The following is a 22,530-nucleotide window of genomic DNA, read 5'->3' on the forward strand; positions in this document are numbered from 1 at the left end:
ACACGGGGGTATGAAGAGCCGAAACCAAAAATAATTGGCACTGACATTCATCGACACACTATTGAGTTCTCAAAGAACACACGCACACACATCCGATCCGAATTTCTCCGGACTTTCTGTGAAGCAACTTTTCCAGCTTAGCTCATTCGTTCACCCGATCAAAATCGGGCTCCCGATCGAGCCAGTGTGATCGTCAGGCGCTCCTCGTCCTACCTCGTTTCCCGGTCCATCCGCTCGGCGTCTCCGCCTCGCTTCTCGGCTCCGGGTCGGTGTCCGTGTCGCTCTGACCTGGAATAAGTTACGCGGCGGATAACGCTTCGTCAAATCGCCTGTCCAACGCGCTTTTTCGCAGGTCAGAGACACGCGAACGGCGGTAAGCGAGCGCGAATGACACAAGTGTGATTCAGACCACCACAAGATCACTCCCAACGCCTCGGAAGACAATCGCGCCGCGCCCGATCTGCCGACAAGCCGCACTCAGCGCGGTTCCCGCGCGGCACGCAGCAATTTCGCCCCGAGCCCGGCAAGCAGGTCCCTCATCTCGGTGGGTTCGACGACCTCGAAGTCCAAGTCCAGGTGCGCGATGCGGAGGGCGGTCCACTCCAGCGAATCCGCGCAGGTGCGCAGTAGACAGGTCCGCTCGTCCAGCGGCTCGATCTCCTCCGCGCGCACGCGGAACGTTTCGGCCAGGGTTGCGGCGGAGGCATGCACCCGCAGGACCACAGGACGGACCGGCCTGGAGCGCGCCAGCTGGCTGGTCACGAAACTCGCCGCATCCTCGGTGGGCAGCGCGCGGGGTGCGCAGCGTATTCCGATCGGTCGCGGCGCGGTCAAGCGGTCCACGCGGAAGGTGCGCCAATCGGCGCGGTCGACGTCCCAGGCGACCAGATACCAGCGGCGGCCCGCGGAGACCAGGCTGTGCGGTTCGGCGAGCCGGCCGCTCTCGGTGCCGGTCTTGTCGCGGTAGCGGAACCGGATCCGTTCGCCGTCACGCGCGGCGGCGGCGAGCGTCACCAGCACTTCGGGATCGATCAGGGGCCCGGCAGCGGGGCCGCCGAGCGACACGGTGGTGGTGTCTATCGCGTCGACCCGGCGTCGCAACCGGGACGGCAGGACCTGCTGCAATTTCACCAGCGCGCGAGCGGCCGATTCTTCGATGCCCGCGATCGCGCCCTGCGCCGCGCCGCGCAGTCCGAGGGTGATCGCGACCGCTTCCTCGTCGTCGAGTAGCAGCGGCGGCAGCGCCGCGCCCGCTTCCAGGCGGTAGCCGCCGATCGCGCCGAGGCTCGCGACCACCGGGTATTCCAGCTCGCGCAGGCGTTCCACGTCCCGGCGCACGGTCCGCACCGTGACCCCGAGCCGCGCGGCCAGTTCGGGGCCGCTCCATTCGCGGCGGGTCTGCAACAGCGACAGCAGCTGGAGCAGTCGGGCGGCGGTCTGGGTCACGTCCTCGAGTATGGCGGCGAACGAGGACGAAATCCGACCTCATCCGTTCCTAGCGTGAGGTCCGTGCATGCAGATCGAGACACCATCAAGATCATCGGGGCTCGCGAGAACAATCTGCGCGACGTCTCGCTGACCATCCCCAAAGGCAAGATCGTGGTCTTCACCGGCGTCTCCGGCTCGGGCAAGTCGTCGATCGTCTTCGGGACGGTCGCGGTGGAATCGCAGCGGCAGCTCAACGAGACCTTCACCTGGTTCATCCGCAATCGGCTGCCCAAGTACGAGCGTCCCGAGGTGGAGGCCATCGACGACCTCGCGCCCGCCGTCGTCGTCGATCAGAAGCCGATCGGCGGCAATTCCCGGTCCACGGTCGGGACCATGACCGACATCCACTCGGTCATCCGCGTGCTGTTCTCCCGGCACAGCGTGCCGAGCGCGGGCGAGGCCACCCGCTATTCGTTCAACGACCCGCTGGGCATGTGTCCGGCGTGCGGTGGTCTGGGCCACGTGGTGCGGCCCGATCCGGACAAGCTGATCGATGCGGACAAGTCGCTCAACGAGGGTGCGATCACGTTCGGCCCGTTCGCGGTCGGAACATTCCAGTGGCAGCTCTACGCCGAGTCGGGACTTTTCGATCCGGACAAGCCGCTGCGGGACTTCACCGCCGAGGAATGGCAGCTGTTCCTGCACGGCAAAGGATTTCGGGTGCCGCGCAAGAATCGGAACGGATCGGCGGGGAACAACGCCTACGAAGGACTGCTGGAGCGGTTCGACCGCCTCTACATCAAACGTGATCTCGCCGCGCTGTCGGACAAGAATCGCGCGGCCGCCCGCGCGGTGGTCACCGAGAAGGTCTGCCCGGAATGCGGGGGCGCGCGGCTCAACGCCGCCGCGCTGGCGAGCCGGATCGACGGGCTCGGCATCGCCGACTACGGCAGGATGGAGATCACCGATCTCATAGACGTGCTCGACCGCTTGGACGATCCGGTGGCGCGGCCGATCGCCCAGGCAGCCGTCGCCAGGCTGCGGCGGATCGAGGAAGTCGGGCTCGGCTACCTTTCGCTCGATCGGGAGACCGCGACCCTGTCGGGCGGCGAGGCGCAGCGCCTGAAGGTGGTCCGGCATCTGGGCTCCAGCCTCACCGGCATGACCTATATCTTCGACGAGCCCAGCGTCGGCATGCATCCCCGGGACGTGGGACGGCTGAACACGCTGCTGCGCCGGCTGCGCGACAAGGGCAACACCGTGTTGGTGGTGGAGCACTCCCCGGACGTCATCGCCGTCGCCGACCACGTGGTCGACATGGGGCCGGGCGCGGGTTCCCATGGCGGGCAGGTGGTGTTCCAGGGCACGGTCGATCAGCTGCGGCTCGCGGAGACGCCGACCGGTGCGGGCTTGCGCCGGGTCCGCCGGGTGAAGGAGGACGTCCGTGAGCCTGCGGGATGGCTCACCGTGGCCGATGCCGATGCCTACAACCTGAAGAATCTCACCGTGCGCTTTCCCACGGGTGTGCTCACGGCGGTGACGGGTGTGGCGGGCTCCGGGAAGAGCACGCTGGTGTCCGGCGCGTTCGTCGCGACGTATCCGGAGGTCGTCGCGGTGGACCAATCCGCGATTGCCGCGTCCCGGCGCTCCAGCCCGGCGACCTATCTCGGCATCATGGACCCGTTACGTCAGCTTTTCGCCAAGCGGCACGGTGTGCGACCGGGCTTGTTCAGTTTCAATTCCGACGGAGCCTGCCGCGAATGCGACGGCGCGGGCGTGATCTTCACCGACTTGGCGTACATGGATCCGGTCACCACGGTCTGCCATGCCTGCCACGGACGCAGGTACCGTCCGGAGGCGCTCGCCTACGAGATTCGCGGGGCGTCGATCGCCGACGTGCTGGAGATGCCCGCGGAGCAGGCGCTGAACTTCTGGGCCGAAGCACAGGACCGGCGGATCAGCACGCCGTTGCGGTCGCTGCTCGATGTCGGTCTCGGGTATCTCACCCTCGGCCGGTCGCTGTCCTCGCTGTCCGGCGGCGAACGCCAGCGCGTGAAGCTGGCCGATCACCTCCAGCGGCGCGCCGAAGCCACCGTCTACGTGCTGGACGAACCGACCACCGGACTGCACATGGCCGACGTGGACACCCTGGTCGGGCTGCTGGACCGGCTGGTCGACGCGGGCAACACGGTGATCGTCATCGAGCACGACCTCGATCTCGTCGCTCGGGCCGACTGGGTGATCGACCTCGGACCCGACGGCGGAAAGCACGGCGGCGAACTCGTTTTCGCCGGCACGCCTGCGGACTTGCTGACCGACGGCCGGTCGCTGACCGCGGAGTACTTGCGGCGCAGTGTGGTTGCCCGATGATCCCGCCACCGTGGACCTGATCGCGGCATCATGAACCTATGGCGACGCGGGAGGTGGTCCGAGCGGGAAGTTTCGCGCGGATCTACGACCCGAGCGCCGGGGAGCCGGAAGCCTGGTACATCAACGACCACACGATTGTTCGCGACGACTACGGGCGGTGGCACCTTTTCGGCATCACGCATCCCGAACCGGCGGACCCGTTCGATGAAATCGAGTTCGCCCACGCCACCGCCGACCGGTTGGCCGGCCCGTGGACCAAGCATGCCTCCGCGTTGCGGGTGGACCGGAACTACGGCGAGACGCATCTGTGGGCGCCTTACGTGCTCGCGGCCCTGGGCCGGTACCACATGTTCTACGCGGCGGGCGGCGCCGACCGCACCGCCGCGGCGATGAACCTGGCGACCTCGCCCGACCTGTTCCACTGGACCAGGTCCGCGGCGGGGCCGCTGTTCCGCGACGGCTACGACGCGCGCGACCCGATGGTGGCGCGGGTGGGCGACCAATGGGTGATGTACTACTGCGCGACCAGTGCCCCGGACGGTGGTCACCACGTCGTCGCCTACCGCACCAGCACCGACCTCGTGCACTGGGGCGAGCGGCACATCGCGTACACGGACCCGGCAAAAGGCACCGGGGCGGGCAACACCGAGTCGCCCTATGTCCTCCGGCACGGCGGATGGTGGTACCTGTTCATCGGTCCGCGCCCGCATTACGTCGGCACCGACGTCTTCCGCAGCGACAACCCGTTCCGCTTCCGCATCGGCGACAAGGTCGGCCATATCGCGGCGCACGCCGCCGAGGTGGTCGAAGCGGACGGCCGCTGGTGGATCACCAGCGCGGGCTGGGGCCAAGGCGGGGTGCATCTGGCGCCGCTCGGCTTCCCGCGGGGGCGGGTCGTCAAAACGGTTCCGCGCTAAGCGGTCCGAAACACCGAGCCGAGCGCCATTTCGGCGAAACCCGTCTATGGGCGCGGTCTCGGCTGGTATCTGTTGAGCGAGTCGAACTCTCCGATCACCCCACCTACGGGAGGGACCGGCATGGCCCGTATCGGCATCATCAGCATCTCCGATGGCCGCGACTATGTGCATGCGGGCATCGCCGATTTCATCGCCTCCACCGAGGACCGGCTCGTGACCGCGCTGACGGCGGCGGGGCACGACGTGGTTCGCGGCGCGGCGCCGATCAGCGACAACGCGCTGGCAGGCACGGTAGCGCGCACGGTCGCCGCGGCGGGCGTCGATCTCACCGTTCTGCATTACGCGGTCTGGGCGTTTCCGCACTTCACGATGCTCGCGGCGGGCGCGATTCCCGGTCCGCTGCTGTTGCTGTCGAATATCGACCCGGTCCAGCCCGGCATGGTCGGCATGCTGGCCGCCGGAGGCGCGCTGGACCAGATCGGGCGCAAACACAGCAGGCTGTGGGGTGATCCGTCCGATCCCGGACTGATCGAGGCCATCGGCGTTCGCGCGCGGGCCGCGGCCGCCGTGGCGAGCTTGCGCGGTTCGACCTTCGGGCGCTTCGGCGGGCGGCCGATGGGCATGAACACCGCGGTCGCCAACACCGATCAGTGGCAGCGCCGATTCGGCATCGACGTCGAGGAAATCGATCAGTGGGAGATCGTGCGGCGCGCCGAACTGGCCGACGCGGGCGAGGCGAAGGCCGCGCGCGAATGGCTGGAGCGGCACGCCGCAGGCGTGCACTACGACGGCGCGAAGCTCACCCCGCAGTTGCTGGAACGCCAGATCCGCTCGTATCTCGCGGTGCGCGAGCTGATCGCCGAATGGCGCCTGGACTTCTCGGGGATCAAGGGACAACCGGAGCTCACCCAGTATTTCGCCACCATGGACATCACCGAGGCGTTCCTCAACGATCCCTACGACTGGAACGGGCCGAAGGAACCGCACGTCTGCGCGACCGAGGCGGACATGGACGGCGCGCTGACCATGCAGCTGCTCAAAGCCGTCGCGGACACCCCGGTGCTGTTCGCCGACGTCCGCCACTATCACGCCGATCGGGACATCTGGGATCTGTGCAATTCCGGTCAGCACGCCACCTGGTTCGCCGCGCGCAGCGACGATCCGGCCGAGAACCTCGCGAAGGTGCATTTGTATCCGGAGGTGTTCTTCTTCCCCGCGGGCGGCGCATCGGTGCATCATCTGGCCGCGCCGGGCCGGATGACCCTCGCCCGGCTCACCCGGCTCGACGGCGACTACCGCATGCAGCTGATGCTCGGCGATTTCGAGCACTACGACGAGCAGACCAACGATGCGCTGATGAAGCAGTCGACCCGGGAGTGGCCGCACGCCTTCGCCCGGCTGGACGCGCGCGCGGAGGATTTCCTGAACCGGTTCGGGGCCAACCACATTCACGCGGTGCCCGGCGACCACCGGGAAGTCCTGCGTGCGACGTGCGGCTTGCTCGACATCACGGTGGACGAGTTCACGCGGTGACGATGTTCCTCGGCATCGACATCGGGACCTCGAGTTCCAAAGGCGTGCTCACCGACGCGCGCGGCACGATCGTCGCCAGGGCCGAGCGCGCCCACGAGGTGTCCATGCCGCGCCCCGGCTGGGTCGAGCACGACGCGGAGACGGTGTGGTGGGCGGATTTCCGCGCACTCGCCCGTGAGCTGGTGGCGGCGGCCGACGGCGCCACGCTCGCGGGCCTCGGGGTGTCCGGCATCGGACCGTGCCTGCTGCCCGCCGACGCGGAGGGAAGGCCGCTGCGCCCTGCCATCCTCTACGGCGTCGACACCAGGGCGAGCGCCGAGATCGCGGAGCTGAACGACGAATTCGGCGCGCGGGCCGTGCTCGACCGCGCCGGGTCGCCGCTGACCAGCCAGGCCGTCGGCCCGAAGGCCCGGTGGCTGGCCCGGCACGAGCCGGACGTCGCCGCGCGCACCGCGATGCTGCTGATGGCGAGTTCCTTCCTGGTGCACCGGCTCACCGGCCGCTACGTTCTCGACCATCAATCGGCCAGCCAGTGCGTGCCCCTCTACGACCTGCGTGAACGCGCGTGGGCGACCGACTGGGCCGAGCGGGTAGTGCCGGGCTGGAGGCTGCCGGAGCTGGCTTGGCCCACCGAGATCGTGGGCCGGGTGAGCGCGGACGCGGCGGCCGCCACCGGGCTCCCGACGGGGCTGCCCGTCACCACCGGGACCATCGATGCCTGGGCCGAGGCGGCCAGCGTCGGCGTCCGCGCCCCGGGCGACGCGATGATCATGTACGGCACGACCATGTTCCTGGTGCAGGTGCTCACCGACCCGCGGCCGCATCCCGGTCTCTGGGGTACCTGCGGCGCCTGGCCGGACACGTATACCCTCGCCGCGGGCATGGCCACTTCCGGCGCCGTCACCGACTGGCTGCGCAAACTCGTCGGCGGCGAGTTCACCGACCTGGTCGCCGCGGCCGCGGAGGTGCCCGCGGGCAGCAGGGGCCTGCTCGTGCTGCCCTATTTCGCCGGGGAGCGCACTCCCCTGTTCGATCCCGACGCACGCGGCATCGTCGCCGGATTGACCCTCGGGCACGGACGGCCCGAGCTCTATCGGGCGGTGCTCGAGGGCATCGGCTACGGGGTGCGGCACAACCTCGAGGCCATGACCGAAGCGGGCGGACGGGCGAGGCGTCTGGTCGCGGTGGGCGGTGGCACCAGGGGCGGGTTGTGGACCCGGATCGTCTCGGATGTGACCGGCCTGCCCCAGCAGTTGCCCGCCGAGACCGTCGGCGCGAGCCTCGGTGACGCCCTGCTCGCCGCCGAGGCCGCCGGGATCGAGACCTCGGCGTGGAATCCGATCGTCGACACCGTTCGCCCGCACCCCGAGCACGTCGCGAAATACGAGCAGTACTACCGGCACTACCGCGATCTGTACGATCGAACCACGAATATCGCGCACTTCCTCGCGGCCGAACAGCATCGTGCCGGGGCGGCTTCCTGAGCGCGAAATCCGTGCGACGGTGGACAGTCGCGCCGCGGAACGATACGAGGACTTCATGCCCACGATCACCCTGACCCAGGACAATTTCGACTCCGTCGTCACGTCGCATCCGATCGTGCTGGTGGATTGGTGGGCCGGGTGGTGCGGGCCGTGCCGGTCTTTCGCTCCGGTGTACGAGGCTTCCGCGCAGCGGCATCCGCAGATCGTGCACGGCAAGGTCGACGTCGAAGCCGAGGTCGCGCTGACCGCCGCCGCGCAGGTGACGCAGTATCCGACCGTGATGGCGTTCCGGGACGGCCTGCTGGTCTATTCCGCGGCGGGCGCCATGGCGTCGGACGCGCTGGAGGACCTGGTGCAGCAGATCCTCTGGCTGGACATGGATCAGGTCCGCCGGGAACTCGCCCAGCAGGCCGACGCCCGGCAGCCGGCCGCGACCGGTGCCGTCACGGCGCACCGGGCCGGGCTCGCGCCGACCGCTCCCCGATACGGGTGGCCGGGACTGTGACCGCGCCGGGCGGTGAACTGTGGCGGCTGGACGGCACGCGAACGCGGTCGGTCAGCGCCGAGAATCCGACGGGGGCGCCCGGCGCGGGCGCGCGGGCGACCGACGGCACCGGAGCGCACGCGGCGCGGCTGCTCGGACCGGGATGGAAGATCTCCCCCTCGATCGCCCTCGCGCATGGTGGAACCGCCACGCTGGCCGACGTGTCCGGTCCCGGGGTGTTCCGGCATTTCTGGCTGACCACGGAGCGTTCCGTGCTGCGCGGGTTGACGCTGCGGATGACCTGGGACGACGCGACGCGACCCGCGATCGAGTCGCCGCTGGGCGACTTCTTCTGCAACGGATGGGGCGAGACGGCCCTGCTGAGTTCGGAGATGGTGGTGGTCGCGCCCGCGGGCGGATTGAACAGCTACTGGCCCATGCCGTTTCGGCACCGAGCGCGTATCACCCTCGAAAACCATTGCGGCCGTGAGGTTCCGGTGTATTACCAGGCGACCTATACCGAAGAGGACGTGCCGGACGACGCCGGGTATCTGCACACTCGGTGGACGCGGACGACGAGCTTGGGAAATCCCGCCGTCCACACCGTTCTCGACACGGTGCCGGGGCCGGGCCGCTACGTCGGCACCTATCTCGCCATCCGCCCTGGTGCGCCGGGATGGTGGGGCGAGGGTGAGGTCAAGTTCTTCCTGGACGGGGATACCGACCATCCCACCATTTGTGGAACGGGCACCGAGGACTATTTCGGCGGCGCCTGGAATTTCGACCTCGACGGGACGTACCGGACATACTCCACGCCTTATCTGGGGCTGCATCAGGTACTGCCGCCCGAGCAGATCTATCGAGCGGATCAGCGCTGCGGCATGTACCGATGGCATGTGCGCGATCCGATTTGCTTCGAGCGCGAGTTGCGCGTCACCGTGCAGGCCCTCGGATGGCAGGACGCGGAGACCTATCTTCCGCTGGAGGACGCCGATGTGGCGACCACCGCCTGGTGGTATCAGGGCTGATCGGGGCCTTCGCCATCCGGTGGGAGCGCCAGCAGTTCGTCGGCGCGTGCCAGCGCCGCGTCCATGCCTGCGGTGAGATCGTCCAACCCGGTCAGGCCGTCCAGCAGCCCGGCGAGTTCGTCCTGCACGGCGCGCAGTTCGGCGATCGCCGGGTCCACCCGGAACCACGCCACCGCGTCGCGCCACCACGGATCGCCGGACAGCCAAGCCCACAGCACGTCGCGCACCAGCACCGGGTCGGAGGTGTACATCTGGAAGGACTCGGTCGCCGAACCGGCACGGTGCTCCAGCTCGTAGACGCCGTCGGGCAGCAATCCGGCCCGTATCTCGTGCAGATCGGCACGGCTGAGTTCCAGCACGGCGTGTTCCGGCCCGGCCGGTTCACCGAGCAGCTCGCCGAGCGCGTCTTCGGTCAGTTCCGGCAGCCGCGTCCCGTCTCCCGTGCGGATGCGCACGTCGGTGGGGTCGATGCTCATCGCGCCAGTCTGCCCGATACGGCGGCGGAATACCCGAAACGCTCCGGTGCGTGGCGGCGAGGTGCAAGGTGATCGTATGGGTGTGCTCGAGACGATCGGACGGTTCGCCGGATCGCGCGGCGGGCTCGTCGTGCGAATGCGACCGCGTTCGATCCGCCCCCGTCCGCCGCGCGGCGGGTGCCGTATACGCGTCACGAGCGAGCTTCGACTGGGGCAGGCCCGATGACGACGGTGGCGGGAGTCGACAGCTCCACCCAGGCGTGCAAGGTCGTCGTCTGCGACGCCGACAGCGGTGAGATCCTCGCCCAGGGGCGGGCCACGCACCCGGAGGGAACCGAAGTCGCACCGGCCGCGTGGTGGGAGGCGCTGCGGACGGCGAGCGCGGGATTGCTCGACGACGTGGACGCGATCGCCGTCGCGGGGCAGCAGCAGGGCTTGGTCCCGCTGGACGCGGCGGGCATCCCGGTGCGGGACGCGCTGTTGTGGAACGACGTCCGCTCCGCCGATGCGGCGAAGGACCTGATCGCCGACCTCGGCGGGCCGGGGGCCTGGGCCGATGCCGTCGGCAGTGTGCCGGTGGCAGGCTCGACCGTCGCCAAATTGCGCTGGCTGGCCGACCACGAACCGGAACTCGCCGACCGCACCGCTCACGTCGTGCTGCCGCACGACTACCTGACCTGGCGACTACGGGGCGGCGGACCGGGACGCGTGCTCGAGCCGACCACCGACCGGGGCGATGCCTCCGGCACCGGCTATTGGTCGCCAGCCGGCGGCGGCTATCGCGAAGACCTGCTCTCCATGGCTTTTCGCGGACGCCGCCCGGCGCTGCCGCAGGTTCTCGGCCCGAACGAATCCGCGGGGCACACGCCGTCGGGCGCACTGGTCGCCGCCGGAACGGGGGACAACGCCGGTGCCGCGCTGGGCTTGGGCATCACGGACGGCGACGTGGTGGTCTCCCTCGGCACCAGCGGGACGGCATACGCCCGCACCGGGCATCCCGCCGCCGACGCCACCGGCGCGGTCTCCGGGTTCGCGGACGCCACCGGCGCGTTCCTGCCGCTGGTCTGCACGCTCAACGCCGCCCGCATCCTGACCTCGACCGCCGCTCTGCTCGGCGTGGATCTGCCCACGCTGGAATCGCTCGCCGCACAGGAGCCGCCCGGCGCGGACGGCGTCGTCCTGCTGCCCTATCTCGCCGGTGAACGCACACCCAACCTGCCGCATGCCGCGGGCAGTCTGCACGGGTTGCGGCCGGAGGCGATGCGCCCCGGCACGGTGGCCCGCGCCGCCTTCGAGGGGCTGCTGTGCCATCTCGCCGACGCGCTCGACCGCCTCATCGAGATCGCCGGGGTGACGCCGCGGCGCGTGCTGCTCATCGGCGGCGCGGCGCGCTCCCGGCTGGTGGCGGCGATCGCCGCGCAGGTCTTCGGCGTCACGGTGACGGTGCCGGAACCGGCCGAATACGTCGCGCTCGGCGCTGCCCGCCAGGCGGCGTGGGCGCTCAGCGGCGCGTGCCGGCCGCCGACCTGGTCCGCATGCCCGGTCGCGGAGGTTGCGCCACCGGCCGATACCGCGTCCGGACGGGAGATCCGGGCCGAGTATCGCAGTGCTCGCCAGGCGCTCTACGGCTGACCGCGCTCGTCATCGCGATCCCCGGCCGTGCGCGCGGGGATCGGGATATACCCCATCCCGCGTTCCGGTTGGCCGATTTGTGTCGCCGGCTGGCGCCTCGACGGACAGAGGGGTTGGATCACCCTCGTCGAAGAGAGGTGGACGAATGACCGATACCCTGGTGCGGAGGGCGGTGACGGCGGAACGGACCGAACTCGCCGAACTCCTGGCCGGACTGGACGCCGAGGGCTGGGACGCTCCGACGCTGTGCGCGGGCTGGCGGGTACGCGAAGTGGTCGCGCACATCACCATGCCGTACCGCCTGTCGAGCGGACGCTTCACGCTGGGGATGATCGCGGCGTTCGGGAACTTCAACCGCATGGCCGACCGCACCGCCCGGATGGACGCCGCCACGCTCAGCACCTCGGATCTGCTGAAAACGCTGTGGGACAACGTCGATCATCCCTGGCGGCCGCCGGGCGGCGGACTGTCCAACGCGTTGAGCCACGATGTGATCCACGGATTGGACATCACCGTGGCGCTCGGCCTGGACCGCGTGGTGCCCGAGGAGCGGATGCGCTTGGTTCTGGACACGATCGATCCCAGGACCGTCAAACTGTTCGGCGCCGAGCTCGGCGGCATCGAACTGCGCGCCGACGACCTGGACTTCAGCTACGGATCCGGCACGGTGCTGTCCGGTCGCGCCCAAGACCTGCTGCTCGTCCTCTGCGGGCGCAAGTTGCCCGCCGGCCACCTCAGCGGCGAGCCCGCGCAGCGATTCACCAGACGCGAATGATCCGGGTGCCCGCTCACCGGCGGGCTTCGGCAAGCTCGCGCAGGTAGGCGGCCGTTTCATCGTCGGCGGGGAAGTACGCTTCGACCGCGATCTCGTCGAGCGTGATGTCGAAGGCCGCGCCGAAGGTCGTGATGGTGCTGAAGAACCCGAGCGGCGCGTCGCGGTGGCGCAGCCGGATCGGCAGCAGTATCTCGGCGGAGTCACCGTCCGCACCGCCCGGCGAGCCGTAGGAGCGCAATTCCTCGTACAGGGCCGCCAGGGCGGGATCTCCGGTCGCCATGACCTGGCGGGCCAGGCGAGGCAGCAGGAAAGCGCGGACCTGGTCGAGATTGTCCAGCCGGGAGGCGAAGCCCGCGGGATGCAGTCCGAGTCGCATCATGTTGATCGGTGGTTCGAGCAGTTCCGGAGCCACGCCGTCGAAGAACACGCCGACACAGGCATTGGCCTGCACCAGGTTCCAGCGCCGGTCCACCGCCAGCGCCGGATACGGTTCGTGCAGCCGCAGGACCCGCTGCACCGCCTCGCGGGCGCGCCGCAGCGCGGGATCATTCCAGTCGCTGCGCCGGAACTCGGGAGCGTGTCCGGCGGCGACCAGCACGCGATTGCGTTCGCGAAGCGGGATGTCGAGTTGCTCGGCCAAGTGCAGCACCATGGCGCGGCTGGGCGTCGTGCGGCCGGTCTCGACGAAACTGACGTGCCGGGCGGACACGTCGGCCTGGATGGCCAGGTCCAGCTGGCTCAGCTTCCGCCGGTGCCGCCACTCCCGCAGCAGTTCGCCCACCGGTCGATCACCGTTCATCGGCCAAGTATCACGGCGCCCCGTTCGCGCCCGCCATTACATGGCAGGTAATCGACACCCCGGTTCGCCCGCTGCCAGTGTCGGCGGCATGACGAAAGACAACACGGCACTGCGCAACAAGGAACTGCTCTCCAGCGGCTTCGCGGAATTCGCCGCGGGCAACCTGGACGTACTGCGCACGCTGCTGCACGACGATTTCCTCGAGCACAGTCCCGGGAATCCCTCGGGCAAGGAGGCCTTCCTCGAATTCATCGCACAGGCGGCGGTGACCAGGTCGAAGCTGGAGCTGGCACGGGTGATCGCCGACGACGACTACGTGGTCATGCATTACCGCATGGTCCCGCCCGGCGGCGAAGAGCCCGACCTGGCGGTGGTGGACATCTGGCGGGTGGCCGACGGAAAGATCGTGGAGCACTGGGACGTGGTGCAACCGGTGCCCGACCCAGGGCAGATCCCGCACGGCATGTTCTGACCCGGTGCCGGTCGGTTCATCGGGAACCGACCGGCACCGGTACGTCCGCATCGATCCGATCGTCAGCGGTCATCCGTCCCGGCCGGCCCGTTCCGTCGCGTCGAGCGCCGACCGCCGCGGCACCGCGCGTCGGCTCCTCACCGCGCCGCGCGTGCGGCGGCGCGCACGACCGCGGCAAGCGCCGCCGCCTGGGCGGAATCGGCTCGTCCGCAGGTCCACCCAGTGTGGTCGGCGCCGCGGTACTCCAGATAAGCGATGGCGCTGTCGTCGCTGTCGATCGTGTGCTGGGTCAGGCCGAGCACCTCGATGCGATACCCGGCCGCGGCCAGTGCCTCGGTGAGCGCCGCGACGGGGCCGCCGCGACGGCGGGTCCGGTGGGTGACCCCGTCGATGATCAGCGTGATCTCGGTGTCCCCGTCGTCGCTGGTGCGCCAGTCTTTCAAGGCCGGCCCCGAGAGTTCGTCGCAATAGACCGCCTCGAACAGGTCACGCAGTTCGGCGGCGGTGATCTCGGCGCCGGTGTCGTCGGCGAGCGCTTGCGCGTGCCGGGCGAAATCGATCTGCAGGCGCCGTGGCAGGTCCATGCCGTATTCGGTGTGCAGCAGGTAGGCGACGCCGCCCTTGCCGGATTGGGAATTGACCCGGATCACCGCGTCGTAGCTGCGGCCGATGTCGGCGGGGTCGATGGGCAGATAGGGGACGCGCCAATCGAGTTCACGCTCCGGGATGCCCGTCGCGGCGGCGCGGGCTCGATGCTCGGCCATGCCCTTCTTGATCGCGTCCTGATGGGTGCCGGAGAACGCCGTGTGCACCAGATCGCCCACGTACGGGTGACGTTCGTGGATCGGCATGCGCGTGCAGTACTCGACGGTGCGCCGGATCTCGTCGATGTCGGAGAAGTCGATCATCGGATCGACGCCCTGCGCGTGCAGGTTCAGCGCCAGCGTGGCGATGTCGACGTTGCCGGTGCGCTCGCCGTTGCCGAAGACGCAGCCCTCGACGCGCTGCGCGCCCGCGAGCACCGCGAGCTCGGCACACGCGATGCCGGTGCCGCGATCATTGTGCGGGTGCACCGACAGGATGACGCTGTCGCGGCGGGCCAGATTGCGATGCATGTATTCGATCTGGTCGGCGTAGACGTTCGGGGTGGCGACCTCGACGGTGGCGGGCAGGTTGAGGACGACCGGCCGCCGCGCGGTGGCGTCCCACAAAGTGGTCATCCGGTCGCAGATCTCGAGCACGTAGTCGGGCTCGGTCAGGTTGAACACCTCGGGTGAGAACTCGAACCGCACGTTCGGCAGGTCCCCGGCGCAGTCCAGCACGGCACGTCCGCCGTCGAGGATCAGTTCGGCCAGCGCCGCGCGGTCCTTGCCGAGCACGACGTCCCGCCACGCGGGAGCCGTCGCGGTGTACATGTGGATGACGACGTCGTTGCGGATACCGCGGATCGAGGCGACCGTGCGCTCGATGAGATCGCGCCGCGCCGGGGTGAACACGGCGATCGTCACGTCCTCCGGCGCGAGATCCTCCTCGGCGATGAGCCGTACGAAGTCGAAGTCGGTCTGCGACGCCGACGGGTAACCCACCTCGATTTCCTTGTAGCCCATGGCGACCAGGAGCTCGAAGAAGCGCCGTTTGCGCGCCGGGTCCATCGGTTCGGCGAGTGCCTGATTGCCGTCGCGCAGGTCGACCGGCACCCACAGCGGCGCCTGCGTGATCCTGGCCTGAGGCCAGTCCCGTTGCGTGAGCGGCACTTCCACGCGTTGATAGATGTCCCGGTAGCGGTGCGACGGCATGTGCGAGCGTCGTTGGCGATTCCACGCCGGAGCCTGTTCCGGCATGTCGCCCGCAGGGGTGTGAATGGTGGGGAAAGCGGTGGTCATGGGTCTGCTTTCTGGCCGTTGCGGCCGTCACGACAAAGGTGACCGGCCACGACGAAGCCCCACGGCGGGCGGCCGGTCGTTCAGGCCCCGCCGTGGCGGCTGAGCAGAAGCATGGTGCGCATGATGGCTAGACTGTACACGACTCCTCAGACAAGTAGAGAGGTAGCGATGATCTCGCAGGTACGGCGCCATCCGCTGGCCGCGCAGGCGGCCGAGGTGCTGCTCGCCAGGATCCAGGCGGGCGAATGGCCGCTGGGCCACCGCCTGCCCGGCGAGACCACCCTGGCCGCACAGCTCGGCGTCGGACGCTCCACGCTGCGGGAGGCGATCCGCGAGCTGGCCGGAAAAGGCGTGCTGGACAGCAGGCAAGGCGCGGGCGTCTTCGTGACCGCGCTCGACGTGAGCGAGGAGTGGGACGCGGTGCTGCGCCGCGCCACGATCGCCTCGGTGATCGAAGCGCGCATCGCCATCGAGGCCGAGGCCGCCGCGCTGGCCGCTCAGCGGCGCACCCCCGCCGACCTGCGGATGATCCGCCGGACGCTGGCCGCGCGGGAACCGCACGGCGGGCCGGTGGCCGAGCACGTCGACGCCGATATGGCGTTCCACCGGGCGGTGATCGTGGCCGCGCACAACGACGTGCTGACCCAGTTGTTCGACAGCTTCCTGCCGCGACTGCGCCTGGCGATGATCGACATGCTGAAGATCCGCCCGGTGCCCTCGGAGCCCGCCGATCATGCCGCCCACCAGCGCCTGGCCGACGCCATCGCCGACCGCGATCCCACCGCCGCGGCGGAATACAGCCGCGCCCACCTGACCACTTTGAAAGAGGCCTTCACGTGACCGATCCGGTGCTCGAGCTGACCGACGTGACCTTCCGCCGGGAGGGCAAGAAGATCATCGACGGGATCTCCCTGACCGTGCGGGCCGGTGAGCGCTGGGCGCTGCTCGGCCCCAACGGCGCGGGCAAGAGCACGCTGCTCGGCTTCTGCGGCGCCGTCACCTTCCCCACCTCCGGCTCGGTCCGGGTGCTCGGGGCGGAACTCGGCCGCGTCGAATTGCAGCGGCTGCGCCGTGGCATCGGCCAGGTGAACCCGCGGCACCCGCTGCGCTCGCCGCTGACCATCCGCGAGGTCGTGCTGACCGGACTGACCGCGACCATCGACACGCCCATGCGCTGGACCCCGACCCCCGACCAACTCGACCGAGCCGACGCGATGATCGACACCGTCGGCCTGACCGGGAAGGCGAGCGAGATCTGGCCCACGCTCAGCCAAGGCGAGCGCGGCCGCGCGCTCATCGCCCGAGCGCTGATCGCCGAGCCCCGGCTGCTGCTGTTCGACGAACCGTCCACCGGACTGGACGTCGCTGCCCGCGAACAGTTGCTGGACACCCTCGACACCCTGGACCGGACCCACCCCGAGGTCGCCTCCATCCTGGTCACCCACCACCTGGAGGAACTGCCCAGCACGACGACGCACGCGTTGCTGATCGCAGGCGGCCATGCCGTCGCGGCGGGTCCCGCAGCGGAGACGATCACCACCGAGAACGTCACCGCCGCCTTCGCACACCCGGTCGAAGTCCGCCACGACGACGGCCGCTGGACCGCGCGGGCAGCCCGCAAACCCTCCGCCTGGCCGCGATAATCCCGGCTCGCCCTGAAGCCGGACCGAGTGCAGCTCGAACGGGCCGCCTCCGATCACCGCATTCACCGAGGTCGTCGCGGAGCCGAAGCGCGCGGTCGCAAGGCGCACGGCGGTGGGACCGGTGCCGGTGGACGCGCTCGTCGGCGCGAAGGCCATCGCCCCCCGTGCTACGCCGGGCGCGGCGACCTGCGCGCCCAGCGCACCGAAATCCCGCACCAGGCGCACCACGGTGGTAACGCCGCTGTAATCGCCACACCGCAATCGCGTGTGAGTATGCAGCGAAATCGACTACCACCGAAGGGAATACGGCTACGTGTGGCAGCTCTACCGAGCAGTACTCCGCACCGACGACCATCGTGTACTCGGCTATGTGGACGTCGGCCCGAGGCTCATGGAACACGCCAGAATCGGCCACCACCTCGTTCAAGGGATCGAACGACTGCTCACCGAGCCCACTCGGGTCACCTGGGCCGGACGGGACGCGCCGACGCCGGAGCAGGGCGAAAACCTCTATCGCACAGTGGGTTGGGTCGCCGCGCTGGTACCGCCGGAACACGGCGCGGCCGGCCGCTATCTCCTCAATCACGACCTGCGGGTCTTCGTGGACAAAGCGACCGTACTGGAGAACGAGGCCCGTCACCGCATCCACCCGCTGCCCTTGCTCACCGCGGAACCCGTACCCGCCCCCGGCCGCACGGTGGGCGACCACACCGTCCTCGGCTCGTGGGCACACGCCCTGATCTCGGTCCGCGATACCGTGCCCAAGGGATACGAACAACGGAAGTTCGACCTGGTGGAAAGTCTTTCGTGAAGGCCACCCCGATGACCGGGCTGTGCGCCAGTGGGCGATCGACAGCGGTGGCGGACTCCAGGCACGCATGCCGATGACGCGCCCGTCGCCGGTCAGCGGCGCAGTCGGACAGCGCGGATGACGAACCGGCTCATCGCCTGGTGCGCGCCGCGGCTTGCTCGGGCGGCGCTCCGACCCCGGCTCACTGTTCCGGTGCGACCGTGGAGGACGCCGAACCGGCGCGGTGCTCGGTATCCGGACCACAAGCCGCGTTCCCGCGCGTTCTGGACGCACCGCGTAGGTGACGCACACCTTGCCCGAGACCAGGGTGATGTGCCTGCCCAGGACGAAGGAGACCAACTCGAATCGGGACATGAACCGTTGCCCCACCGCGAGTTCGGTGAGCATCGGATCGCGCCGGCGCGGGCTGCGCCTGCCGAAGTGGTCCAGCAAGTCGTAGCTGTAGGGCGCGACGCGCAACTGGCACAGCCAGGCGTAGACCAGAGCGGGCGGCGCGTCGATGCCGATCGCGTGATCGGCCTGCAGGCCGCCGGGCTGCCGGTCGTCGCACGGCAGGGGCGCCTCGCGTTCGGCCTCGGTGGCGCCCCACACCGTCCCGGGGATCATGCCGCCGCCGCGATCCGGCGCAGCATGTGACGAACCACCAAGCGGTGACCGCCGCTCCCCACGACCAGCGCGCGATAGATTCGGCCGTGCAGACCGGGAAAGTCGCCGTAGCTGCGCGCGCGGACACGGGTCCGGCTCGGGCCCTCCTCGTCCAATTCGAAGATCAGCGCGTATTTCGAGAACCAGTGCTGTCCGCGCAGAGCCAATCGGTGCGGTCGCGTCACGGAATCGATGACGAACCCCGCCGGCGGCGACGGCTCGTGCGGGTCGGGACAGACGACGTCCAGCACCGCTTTCCACGCCCGATCCCGATTCGCGGCGACCGATCTGGCATGCTCATCTATATAGGACAATCGCTCCATATAGAAGGAACGTACTAGTACATGGCGCCGCCCCGCAAGCACGACACCGACGTGATCCTCGACGCAGCACGCGCGCTCGTCCTCGCCGAAGGGCCGCGTGCGGCCAGCGTGTCGGCCATCGCCGAGGCCAGTGGCGCTCCGGTCGGCACCCTCTATCACCGCTTCGGCAACCGCAACGGCGTGCTGACCGCGGCCTGGCTGCGCGCGCTGCGCCGTTTCCAGGACCGCACCCTCGCCGCCGCCGACCAGCCGGATCCGGTGGAAGCGGGCGTCGGGATGGTGCGCGCCGCCCTCCGGTTCGGCCGCGAGCTGCCCGAGGACGCCAAGCTCCTGCTCGAGCTGCGTCCCCGCGATCTGCTCGACGGCGAACCGGACGCCGAGTTCCGCGCGACCCTGTCCGGCATGAACGCGCCGCTGATCGAGCACTTGCACCGCATCGCGCGCGCTTTGCTGGGCCGGGACGGCGAACGTGAGATCGATGCCGTCAGCCGCGCGATCGTCGATCTGCCCTATGCGGCGCTGCGCCGCCACGCCTACGCCCCGGAACTGCCCAGGTGGCTGGAGGAAGACCTCACCGCCGCCGCCCGGACCCTGCTGACCTCCTACCGCCCCTGATCCGCTGCAAGAACCTCAACCGGCGATCAACGCCGGAGCGAGTTCGTCGAGGCCCGAGATCACCTTGGCGGCCAAGCCGAGCGCATCGGAAGCAGGCGGGTACTCCGGGCGCGGCGCCGCGATCACCCGCATCCCGGCCGCGTGGGCCGAGCGCAGGCCGTTGCTCGAGTCCTCGACGGCGACACAGTCGCCCGGCCGCTGCCGCAGGAACGTCGCGACCGTCAGGTAGACGTCCGGCGCCGGTTTGCCGCGATCGACCTCCTCGGTGGAGAAGGTGACGGAGAAATACTCGATCAGACCCGTCCGGCCCAGCACCGTGTCGATGAGCGCGCGCGGCGACGAACTGGCCAGCCCGAGCGGCCAGTGCTCACACATCCGCTGCACGGCCTCGACCGCGCCCGGCAGCAGCGGCACCCCGTCGGCGTAGCGCTCGGACATCCGCTCGATCACCTCCCGCGCGACGGTCTCCGGCGGCTCGCCGACCCCGAGTTCGCCGCTCAGGTAGGCCGACCATTCCCCGGTGCTCATCCCCATCAGCCGCTGCTGGGTGTCGGGCAGCCACCGCCCGCCTTTCTCCGCGACGTAGCCACGCCGCACCAGTTCCCAGACCGGCTCGGAGTCGATCAGGACGCCGTCCATGTCGAACACCACCGCGGTGATACCCATGCGCACAGAGCCTTTCGCCAGCCGAAGCGGTCACCGATCCAGCGAGCCGGGACGCATCTGCGGCCGCGGGAACCGGGGCCGATACCACCCGGGAAAGGGTGATATCCGGTCGCGCACCAGCCTAGGCGGTCACGGCCCGTGACGACGGACACAGCACCCGCGCGGCGAGCATTCGCCGGGCAACCGATAACTTGTTCTTATGAACGAACCGCAGGCCGGCGACTCGCTGCCGAGCAAGGAGCACCACGAGGGCGGGTTCCGGCCGATGACCGAGTTGATCGCCGCGCACGAGGCCGCCAAGGACGACATCTCCCGCGGCGGGCCGCACTACGGCCAGTTCATCGAGCAGGTGCGCGGCCTGATGGACCGGGTTCGGCTTGCCTCGCCCTCCGACGAGCTGGCGGTGGAGGCGATCGGCGTGCTCAAGGAGCTGAACGACAAGCTCGACGCCGCCAAGGTGGACGAGTGGTCGACCCCCAATTGGACCCGCTTCGATCTGCCCGCCCGCGGCAACATCACCCTGCCGCCGTTCCTCATCGACCATGTCGACCCGCAGGACGGCGTCGACGCGCGTCTGACCTTCCGCACCTTCCACCTCGGCGGCAACAGCGCCGCCCACGGCGGCCAGATCGCCATCGCCTTCGACGACCTGCTCGGCATGGCGGCGGCGGTGCGCTCCGGCTCGGTGACCAGGACGGCGTCGCTCACCGTCGACTACCGCTCCATCACGCCGCTGAACACCGAGCTGAAGGTGCGCGCGTGGGCCGAACGCCAGGAGGGCCGCAAAGTCTACGTGCGGGCCACCCTGCACGACGGCGACCGGCTGTGCGCGGAGGCGAACGGCTTGTTCATCGTGCTCAAGCCCGGACAGCCCTGACACACGTTCCAGCACATCGAGGGCTGACCGGTTCGCGGGGGCGTCTTGGGGACGCCCCGCGCCACGCTGAGCGGCGTTGGCTTCCGGCGCGGGGCATTCCGGCTACCGATTAGTTGGGTACACGCTCTCCGCCGCTCACCCCTGCCGCTTCGGCCCGCCGCGGGGGTCGCGCTGTCGCTCGTCCTGGTGACCGCGGCGGTCCGACGGAGTCCGTGCAAGCACGGCGACGACGGGAATCGTCAGGCGCCGGGCCATCGGGTCGCAGGCCATCGATCGCTTGCGACGCAGAATGCCGTCGCGAATGGCGTACGGTGCAAGTTTGCACGAAACGCGCTGCATAGCAGGGGAATTCGTGTCTGCCGGAAGAGCCCAGGTAGGCGAGTCGAGCGCGACCCGGCAGCCCCGTACCCGCACTCGATGCACACTCGCGCGCGATGCGTTCGCGGCCGGACGCTGCGGCGCTGGCCGGTCGGAAGTCCCACCGGCGAGCGCCGACCGATCACCGCCCCGGGAAGTGCGCTTCCCGGTACGCGCCGAACCGGGCGTCCACCTGCTCGGCGCTCAATCCGAAATCGCCGAGGGTGTAGCGGTGCGCCGGACGCGCGGCGCCCGAGGTGCTCTCCGCGTGCAGCGCGGTCATCGCCGCCTCCGCCTCGTCGGTCAGCGGCAGCCCGAAGTGCCGGTAGATCGACGTGACCGTGCCGATCGGATCGGCGACGAACTCGTCGTAGTCGACATCGCAGAACTGCGCCGCGTCGTGGCGTTCGCGGTCGGCGAGGAACCGCTCCGCGCCGCGCGCCCACAGATCCAATTGGGTCGCGCCGACCACCGGGCCGCGGAACTTCTCCGACCAGCCCGCCGACGCCTGCTCGTTCAAGCTGCACACCGACGCGATGATGGTGCGCGGATCGCGGTGCATCTGGATGACCAGCGCGTCCGGATACACCTCGAAGATCGCGTCCAGCGCGAACAGGTGGCTGGGGTTCTTGAGCACCCATCGCTTGCCCGCGTCCGGCAGCCCGATCAACTGGAGGTTGCGCCGGTGCCTGCGGTAGGCGGGCGTCCAATCCCGGTCGCGCAGCCACTCGGAATAGGTGGGCAGGTAGGCCAGGCACTCGTAGGACACCGACATGGCCGACTGCCGCAGCAACTGCCAGCACTCCTCGACCTGATCGGCCGAGATGTGGTGCACACCCATGAATTCCGGGTGCTCGACGTGGTGCTTGTCGTAGGCGGCGGCCAGACGCTGGTAGACCGGGTTGCTCGCCCAGGTCTCGCGCGGCGGGCGCGGCTGCGGCATCTCGGTCAGCCACATCTCCAGCCCCTGGTGCGCCGGGTCGGCGTTGAGCAGGCGGTGCACCGCCGTCGTGCCCGAGCGCGGCAGGCCGGTCACGAAGATCGGGCGCTCGATCGCCACCTCCGCGTGTTCGGGATGCTGCCGCCAGGCCGCCTCGCTGAGCAGGCGGGCGATCAGCGCGCCGCGCAGGAAGGCGCGGTTGACCTTGTTGCCGAACGGCGTGAGTTCGGCGTCCTTCGCATAGGACTCGAGCAGCACCTCGAGGCCATCGCGGTAGTCGTCGGCGCCGAAGTCGTCCAGCCCGACGACCTTGGTCGCCGAGGCGTGCAGATCGTCGATGGTGCCGACGTCGTCCCTACCGATCACGGTCAT

21 protein-coding genes are annotated in these 22,530 nt (G+C 69.5%); 14 read left to right on the forward strand and 7 right to left on the reverse strand.

Features of this window, described 5'->3' with window-relative positions:
- Window positions 1-477 precede the first annotated feature (477 nt).
- Window positions 478-1,446, reverse strand: a complete 969-nt coding sequence (locus ACH49X_RS24095) for a YafY family protein (RefSeq protein WP_195081773.1) — start codon at window positions 1,444-1,446, stop codon at window positions 478-480.
- Between the two features lie 63 nt (window positions 1,447-1,509).
- On the opposite strand from ACH49X_RS24095, the gene ACH49X_RS24100 reads away from it, so the two are divergent.
- The 6 genes from ACH49X_RS24100 (at window position 1,510) to ACH49X_RS24125 (ending at window position 9,244) form a co-directional block, all read left to right on the forward strand.
- Window positions 1,510-3,798, forward strand: a complete 2,289-nt coding sequence (locus ACH49X_RS24100; RefSeq protein ID WP_357112243.1) for an excinuclease ABC subunit UvrA — start codon at window positions 1,510-1,512, stop codon at window positions 3,796-3,798.
- Between the two features lie 38 nt (window positions 3,799-3,836).
- A complete protein-coding gene (locus ACH49X_RS24105) occupies window positions 3,837-4,715 on the forward strand; it encodes a glycosyl hydrolase family 32 (RefSeq protein ID WP_357206242.1) in 879 nt (292 codons plus the stop codon).
- Window positions 4,716-4,835: 120 nt separating this feature from the next.
- On the forward strand, window positions 4,836-6,248 hold the full coding sequence (locus tag ACH49X_RS24110; RefSeq protein ID WP_357206244.1) for an L-fucose/L-arabinose isomerase family protein: 1,413 nt from the start codon (window positions 4,836-4,838) through the stop codon (window positions 6,246-6,248).
- 2 nt (window positions 6,249-6,250) lie between these two features.
- A complete protein-coding gene (locus ACH49X_RS24115) occupies window positions 6,251-7,732 on the forward strand; it encodes an FGGY-family carbohydrate kinase (protein WP_357112330.1) in 1,482 nt (493 codons plus the stop codon).
- 55 nt (window positions 7,733-7,787) lie between these two features.
- Entirely contained in the window at window positions 7,788-8,237 is a 450-nt protein-coding gene (locus ACH49X_RS24120) for a thioredoxin domain-containing protein (RefSeq protein WP_195081769.1), read from the forward strand.
- The gene (locus ACH49X_RS24125; protein ID WP_195081768.1) at window positions 8,234-9,244 is read left to right on the forward strand and encodes a glycoside hydrolase family 172 protein; all 1,011 of its coding nucleotides are present in this window, start codon (window positions 8,234-8,236) and stop codon (window positions 9,242-9,244) included. Before ACH49X_RS24120 ends, ACH49X_RS24125 begins: the two co-directional genes overlap by 4 nt.
- Here ACH49X_RS24125 and ACH49X_RS24130 read toward each other — a convergent pair.
- Window positions 9,235-9,720: a hypothetical protein gene (locus ACH49X_RS24130; RefSeq protein ID WP_195081767.1), complete on the reverse strand. Its 486-nt coding sequence runs from the start codon at window positions 9,718-9,720 to the stop codon at window positions 9,235-9,237. The genes ACH49X_RS24125 and ACH49X_RS24130 overlap by 10 nt on opposite strands.
- Before the next feature lie 222 nt (window positions 9,721-9,942).
- On the opposite strand from ACH49X_RS24130, the gene xylB reads away from it, so the two are divergent.
- Together xylB and ACH49X_RS24140 are read left to right on the forward strand one after the other, a co-directional pair.
- Complete coding sequence (gene xylB / locus ACH49X_RS24135; protein WP_195081766.1) at window positions 9,943-11,352, forward strand: xylulokinase; 1,410 nt, start codon at window positions 9,943-9,945, stop codon at window positions 11,350-11,352.
- A 145-nt stretch (window positions 11,353-11,497) separates the two neighbouring features.
- Window positions 11,498-12,127, forward strand: a complete 630-nt coding sequence (locus ACH49X_RS24140) for a maleylpyruvate isomerase family mycothiol-dependent enzyme (RefSeq protein ID WP_195081765.1) — start codon at window positions 11,498-11,500, stop codon at window positions 12,125-12,127.
- A gap of 13 nt (window positions 12,128-12,140) precedes the next feature.
- Here the strand turns inward: ACH49X_RS24140 and ACH49X_RS24145 are convergent, their stop codons facing one another.
- Window positions 12,141-12,926: a helix-turn-helix domain-containing protein gene (locus tag ACH49X_RS24145; RefSeq protein ID WP_195081764.1), complete on the reverse strand. Its 786-nt coding sequence runs from the start codon at window positions 12,924-12,926 to the stop codon at window positions 12,141-12,143.
- An 88-nt stretch (window positions 12,927-13,014) separates the two neighbouring features.
- On the opposite strand from ACH49X_RS24145, the gene ACH49X_RS24150 reads away from it, so the two are divergent.
- Window positions 13,015-13,398 (forward strand): nuclear transport factor 2 family protein, encoded by a 384-nt coding sequence (locus tag ACH49X_RS24150; RefSeq protein ID WP_195081763.1) that lies wholly within the window; start codon window positions 13,015-13,017, stop codon window positions 13,396-13,398.
- Window positions 13,399-13,535: 137 nt separating this feature from the next.
- Here ACH49X_RS24150 and ACH49X_RS24155 read toward each other — a convergent pair whose 3' ends face one another.
- The gene (locus tag ACH49X_RS24155; protein WP_357206463.1) at window positions 13,536-15,239 is read right to left on the reverse strand and encodes a 2-isopropylmalate synthase; all 1,704 of its coding nucleotides are present in this window, start codon (window positions 15,237-15,239) and stop codon (window positions 13,536-13,538) included.
- 210 nt (window positions 15,240-15,449) lie between these two features.
- Between ACH49X_RS24155 and ACH49X_RS24160 the strand changes: the two genes are divergently transcribed.
- The 3 genes from ACH49X_RS24160 to ACH49X_RS24170 all read left to right on the forward strand — a co-directional run bounded on the left by ACH49X_RS24160 (window position 15,450) and on the right by ACH49X_RS24170 (window position 17,735).
- Window positions 15,450-16,121: an FCD domain-containing protein gene (locus tag ACH49X_RS24160; protein ID WP_357112264.1), complete on the forward strand. Its 672-nt coding sequence runs from the start codon at window positions 15,450-15,452 to the stop codon at window positions 16,119-16,121.
- Entirely contained in the window at window positions 16,118-16,924 is an 807-nt protein-coding gene (locus tag ACH49X_RS24165; RefSeq protein ID WP_195081760.1) for an ABC transporter ATP-binding protein, read from the forward strand. Before ACH49X_RS24160 ends, ACH49X_RS24165 begins: the two co-directional genes overlap by 4 nt.
- Before the next feature lie 313 nt (window positions 16,925-17,237).
- Entirely contained in the window at window positions 17,238-17,735 is a 498-nt protein-coding gene (locus tag ACH49X_RS24170) for a hypothetical protein (protein WP_195081758.1), read from the forward strand.
- Between the two features lie 602 nt (window positions 17,736-18,337).
- Here ACH49X_RS24170 and ACH49X_RS24175 read toward each other — a convergent pair.
- Entirely contained in the window at window positions 18,338-18,703 is a 366-nt protein-coding gene (locus ACH49X_RS24175; RefSeq protein ID WP_195081757.1) for a hypothetical protein, read from the reverse strand.
- A gap of 21 nt (window positions 18,704-18,724) precedes the next feature.
- Here ACH49X_RS24175 and ACH49X_RS24180 point away from each other — a divergent pair, with 21 nt between their 5' ends.
- Window positions 18,725-19,318: a TetR/AcrR family transcriptional regulator gene (locus ACH49X_RS24180; protein ID WP_195081756.1), complete on the forward strand. Its 594-nt coding sequence runs from the start codon at window positions 18,725-18,727 to the stop codon at window positions 19,316-19,318.
- Between the two features lie 15 nt (window positions 19,319-19,333).
- On the opposite strand, the gene ACH49X_RS24185 is transcribed toward ACH49X_RS24180, so the two are convergent.
- Complete coding sequence (locus ACH49X_RS24185) at window positions 19,334-19,984, reverse strand: HAD family phosphatase (RefSeq protein WP_357206249.1); 651 nt, start codon at window positions 19,982-19,984, stop codon at window positions 19,334-19,336.
- Window positions 19,985-20,183: 199 nt separating this feature from the next.
- Between ACH49X_RS24185 and ACH49X_RS24190 the strand changes: the two genes are divergently transcribed.
- Window positions 20,184-20,861: a PaaI family thioesterase gene (locus ACH49X_RS24190; RefSeq protein WP_195081754.1), complete on the forward strand. Its 678-nt coding sequence runs from the start codon at window positions 20,184-20,186 to the stop codon at window positions 20,859-20,861.
- A gap of 499 nt (window positions 20,862-21,360) precedes the next feature.
- On the opposite strand, the gene ACH49X_RS24195 is transcribed toward ACH49X_RS24190, so the two are convergent.
- Complete coding sequence (locus ACH49X_RS24195; protein ID WP_324722431.1) at window positions 21,361-22,524, reverse strand: sulfotransferase; 1,164 nt, start codon at window positions 22,522-22,524, stop codon at window positions 21,361-21,363.
- Window positions 22,525-22,530 lie beyond the last annotated feature (6 nt).

It is taken from the genome of Nocardia sp. NPDC019323, assembly GCF_044389845.1.
Lineage (GTDB): Bacteria > Actinomycetota > Actinomycetes > Mycobacteriales > Mycobacteriaceae > Nocardia > Nocardia implantans.

What these genes read in the sequence shown, in the direction of transcription:
- ACH49X_RS24105 (WP_357206242.1), top strand. Translation starts at nt 3,837, where the DNA reads ATGGCGACGCGGGAGGTGGTCCGAGCGGGAAGTTTCGCGCGGATCTAC.
- ACH49X_RS24110 (WP_357206244.1), top strand. Translation starts at nt 4,836, where the DNA reads ATGGCCCGTATCGGCATCATCAGCATCTCCGATGGCCGCGACTATGTG.
- ACH49X_RS24115 (WP_357112330.1), top strand. Translation starts at nt 6,251, where the DNA reads ATGTTCCTCGGCATCGACATCGGGACCTCGAGTTCCAAAGGCGTGCTC.
- ACH49X_RS24120 (WP_195081769.1), top strand. Translation starts at nt 7,788, where the DNA reads ATGCCCACGATCACCCTGACCCAGGACAATTTCGACTCCGTCGTCACG.
- ACH49X_RS24130 (WP_195081767.1), bottom strand. Translation starts at nt 9,720, where the DNA reads ATGAGCATCGACCCCACCGACGTGCGCATCCGCACGGGAGACGGGACG.
- xylB (WP_195081766.1), top strand. Translation starts at nt 9,943, where the DNA reads ATGACGACGGTGGCGGGAGTCGACAGCTCCACCCAGGCGTGCAAGGTC.
- ACH49X_RS24140 (WP_195081765.1), top strand. Translation starts at nt 11,498, where the DNA reads ATGACCGATACCCTGGTGCGGAGGGCGGTGACGGCGGAACGGACCGAA.
- ACH49X_RS24145 (WP_195081764.1), bottom strand. Translation starts at nt 12,926, where the DNA reads ATGAACGGTGATCGACCGGTGGGCGAACTGCTGCGGGAGTGGCGGCAC.
- ACH49X_RS24150 (WP_195081763.1), top strand. Translation starts at nt 13,015, where the DNA reads ATGACGAAAGACAACACGGCACTGCGCAACAAGGAACTGCTCTCCAGC.
- ACH49X_RS24155 (WP_357206463.1), bottom strand. Translation starts at nt 15,239, where the DNA reads ATGCCGGAACAGGCTCCGGCGTGGAATCGCCAACGACGCTCGCACATG.
- ACH49X_RS24160 (WP_357112264.1), top strand. Translation starts at nt 15,450, where the DNA reads ATGATCTCGCAGGTACGGCGCCATCCGCTGGCCGCGCAGGCGGCCGAG.
- ACH49X_RS24175 (WP_195081757.1), bottom strand. Translation starts at nt 18,703, where the DNA reads ATGGAGCGATTGTCCTATATAGATGAGCATGCCAGATCGGTCGCCGCG.
- ACH49X_RS24180 (WP_195081756.1), top strand. Translation starts at nt 18,725, where the DNA reads ATGGCGCCGCCCCGCAAGCACGACACCGACGTGATCCTCGACGCAGCA.
- ACH49X_RS24185 (WP_357206249.1), bottom strand. Translation starts at nt 19,984, where the DNA reads ATGGGTATCACCGCGGTGGTGTTCGACATGGACGGCGTCCTGATCGAC.
- ACH49X_RS24190 (WP_195081754.1), top strand. Translation starts at nt 20,184, where the DNA reads ATGAACGAACCGCAGGCCGGCGACTCGCTGCCGAGCAAGGAGCACCAC.